Source organism: Dokdonia pacifica, from assembly GCF_900188275.1.
In the GTDB taxonomy this organism is placed as follows: Bacteria; Bacteroidota; Bacteroidia; order Flavobacteriales; family Flavobacteriaceae; genus Dokdonia; species Dokdonia pacifica.
In genome coordinates this window covers 1-4,154 of the sequence record NZ_FZNY01000019.1, presented here as the reverse complement: position 1 = coordinate 4,154, position 4,154 = coordinate 1, and the positions used below count along the sequence as shown (strand labels likewise).

Below are 4,154 nucleotides of genomic sequence, written 5' to 3'. Positions count from 1 at the left end.
TCTTGAGAAGGGCCTAAGGCATCATTTACAATAGATAGCCCTAATCCTACTTTACTTTCTGAGATAGGAGAATGAATACTTAAACTCTGTGTACGTGGAGCGCCATCTAAACCAACCCATTGGCTACGGTGTAATCCTACAATACTTGTAACTCCCCTATTTCCCGCATAAGCTGGATTAATAGCCACAGTATTATAGATATACTGTGAATACTGAGGATCTTGTTGTGCTGAACTATTGAAAGTAATAAACACAAAATAGATAAGACATCCTATTGTTAAATGCTTCATTTTTTTACAACTTTTACAAATACTCTATTAGCTATAGTATTTATATGATTATTTATTTTTTAAGAATGAGTACGCTTTCGCGAAAGCGCACTCATATTCACTTTCTATGTATTATCGATTAAGGTATAGATATCCTGCTTGTTGTCTGGTTTCACCATCATCATTTACAAACCTAAGTATGTAATAATATGTTCCTACAGGAAGTTCTTTACCTTTATTTAGGGTTGCTCTTGCCTGTGAAGTACCATCAAATGCGTCAGTATCATTTAAGTATCCTTCTCTAAAGTATACCTCTACTCCCCATCTGTTAAATATCTGAACAGTATTATCTGGGAATCTATCAATACCTCGTATAATAAATATATCATTAGAATTATCGCCATCTGGTGTTACTCCGTTAAAGACTTCAACATCTTCTTCATTAAGTACCCCAGTAATAATTGTTACAGTAGGATCATCTGGATCTCCATCTCCTTCTACATCTACATCTGCAATTTCAGTTGGATCATCAGAAAGGTCTGTTACTACATTTCCATCTTCATCTTCTCCAGTTACAGTTGCTTGATTAATTACAATCAATGCATCTATATCTTCTTCTGTTAAGATGTATGTTGCTGTAAATGTAGTACTGTCCATTTCACCTGGAAGTAAATCTATAGGACCTCCTTCTACTGTTACTAATGGATCATCTATTGTGATATTAAATAGAGGAACATTTCCTGTATTTGTTACTTTAAATGTATACTGGATAAGCTCTCCTTCTTGTGTGAATTCATCACCATTAAGGTCTACAATAGCTCCTGTTTTTTCTAATTCAAGACTTCCTTGAGGTAATGTTGTTACTGTTTCATCATCCTCTAGGTTTGTATCATCATCAGAAATATCAATTACATCATCACCATTAGGATCTTGACCGGTAGCAATCGCTTGGTTTACTACTTCTCCATTAAGAAGATCTTCTTCTGTAATTACGTAAACACCTGTAAACGTAGTACTATCTACTTCTCCTGGCTGTAATTCTGCGATTGGACCTCCGTTTAATTCAAGTCCTGGTAATGGGTCATCTATTGTAATATTAGTAACCGTTACATTTCCTGTATTAGTTACAATAAAGGTATATGTAATCGTTTCACCTACTTGTGCAAATCCATCTCCATTCTCATCATTAAGTACACCTGTCTTGATTAATGATATACTACTTCCTTGTGGGAGTATTGTAATGGTTGTATCATCTTCTATTGGACTATCATCATCAGAATCATCAGATACATCGTCACCATTAGGATCTTGACCTGTTGCTAATGCTTGATTAACAACTTCTCCTGCGTCGATATCTGCTTGAGTGATTGTATACTCTCCTGTATAAGTAGTATTATCAACCTCTCCTGGTTCTAAGGAAGCAATTGGACCTCCATTTAATACAAGACCTGTTAATGGATCTGTAATTACAATATTAGTCACTGTTACGTTTCCATTATTAATTACTGTAAACGTATAACTGATAGTCTCACCTACTTGTGCTATACCGTCTCCATTTTCATCATTAAAGATTCCTGTTTTAATAAGTGCAATAGAAGCTCCTTGGCATAATTCAGTAGTTGTTATATCATCTTCTACTGTACTATCATCATCAGATAAGTCACTTACAATATCTCCATTGGTATCAGTACCTTCTACTGTAGCTTGATTCAATACTGCTCCAGCATCAATATCATCTTGTGTAATTGTGTACTCTGCAGTGTATGTCCATGTTTCATCTACGTCTAACTCACCATCTCCGTCTGTATCACCATCTACAAATGTGATTCCAGCAATTAACGGATCAGTTACTACGATGTCTGATAAACTTACATTTCCTTCATTCGTTACTGTGAAAGTATATGTAATTGTCTCACCTACATCACTACATCCATCAGCGTCTTCATCATTGAATACTCCAACCTTGATGATTGCTATCGCAGCATCTTGACAAACTCCTGTTACTGTTGGATCATCTTCTAATACTGATGTATCATCTGATAGATCACTTACTGGGTTGTCATTAGTATCTGTTCCTGCTACTGTTGCTTGGTTTGTTACTTGACCAGCATCAATATCATCTTGTGTAATTGCATAATCTGCAGTGTATGTCCATGTCTCTGTTACATCTAACTCACCATCTCCGTCTGTATCACCATCTACAAATGTGATTCCAGCAATTAATGGATCGGTTACTACGATATCTGATAAACTTACATTTCCTTCATTCGTTACTGTGAAAGTATATGTGATTGTCTCATCTACATCACTACATCCATCAGCATCTTCATCATTGAATACTCCAACCTTGATAATTGCTATCGCAGCATCTTGACAAACTCCTGTTACTGTTGGATCATCTTCTAATACCGAAGTATCATCTGATAGATCACTTACTGGGTTGTCATTAGTATCTGTTCCTGCTACTGTTGCTTGGTTTGTTACCTGACCAGCATCAATATCATCTTGTGTAATTGCATAATCTGCAGTGTATGTCCATGTCTCTGTTACATCTAACTCACCATCACCGTCTGTATCACCATCTACAAATGTGATTCCAGCAATTAATGGATCGGTTACTACGATGTCTGATAGACTTACATTTCCTTCATTTGTTACTGTGAAAGTATACGTGATTGTCTCATCTACATCACTACATCCATCAGCATCTTCATCATTGAATACACCAACCTTGATGATTGCAATAGCGTCATTAGGGTCACCTTGACAAATCTCTGTTATTGTCGGATCATTCTCTAATACAGAATCATCATCTGATAGATCACTTACTGGATTGTCATTAGTATCTGTTCCTGCTACTGTTGCTTGGTTTGTTACCTGACCAGCATCAATATCATCTTGTGTGATTGCATAATCTGCAGTATATGTCCATGTCTCTGTTACATCTAACTCTCCATCTCCGTCTGTGTCACCATCTACAAATGTGATTCCAGCAATTAATGGATCGGTTACTACGATATCAGATAAACTTACATTTCCTTCATTTGTTACTGTGAAAGTATATGTGATTGTCTCATCTACATCACTACATCCATCAGCATCTTCATCATTTAATACACCAACCTTGATAATTGCTATCGCAGCATCTTGACAAACTCCTGTTACTGTTGGATCATCTTCTAATACTGAAGTATCATCTGATAGATCACTTAATGGGTTGTCATTAGTATCTGTTCCTGCTACTGTTGCTTGGTTTGTTACTTGACCAGCATCAATATCATCTTGCGTAATTGCATAATCTGCAGTGTATGTCCATGTCTCTGTTACATCTAACTCTCCATCTCCGTCTGTATCACCATCTACAAATGTGATTCCAGCAATTAATGGATCAGTTACTACGATGTCTGATAAACTTACATTTCCTTCATTCGTTACTGTGAAAGTATATGTAATTGTCTCATCTACATCACTACATCCATCAGCGTCTTCATCATTGAATACTCCTACTTTAAGGATCGCAATTGCTGGTGACTGACATAATGGGCTCACTGTTGGATTATCTTCTAATACTGAAGTATCATCAGATAGATCACTTAATGGGTTGTCATTAGTATCTGTTCCTGCTACTGTTGCTTGGTTTGTTACTTGACCAGCATCAATATCATCTTGCGTAATTGCATAATCTGCAGTATATGTCCATGTCTCTGTTACATCTAACTCTCCATCTCCGTCTGTATCGCCATCTACAAATGTGATTCCAGCAATTAATGGATCAGTTACTACGATGTCTGATAAACTTACATTTCCTTCATTCGTTACTGTGAAAGTATATGTAATTGTCTCATCTACATCACTACATCCGTCAGCGTCTTCATCATTGAATAC

Annotated in this window: 2 protein-coding genes; both read right to left on the bottom strand. The window is 36.4% G+C overall.

Annotation, left to right across the window (positions count from 1 at the left end; translation table 11 throughout):
* The coding region (locus CHB80_RS24285; protein ID WP_143337252.1) for a PorP/SprF family type IX secretion system membrane protein at positions 1-290 on the bottom strand (290 nt) is incomplete at its 3' end.
* A 111-nt stretch (positions 291-401) separates the two neighbouring features.
* A partial coding sequence (locus tag CHB80_RS24280) for a DUF7507 domain-containing protein (RefSeq protein ID WP_143337251.1) occupies positions 402-4,154 on the bottom strand: 3,753 nt, incomplete at its 5' end.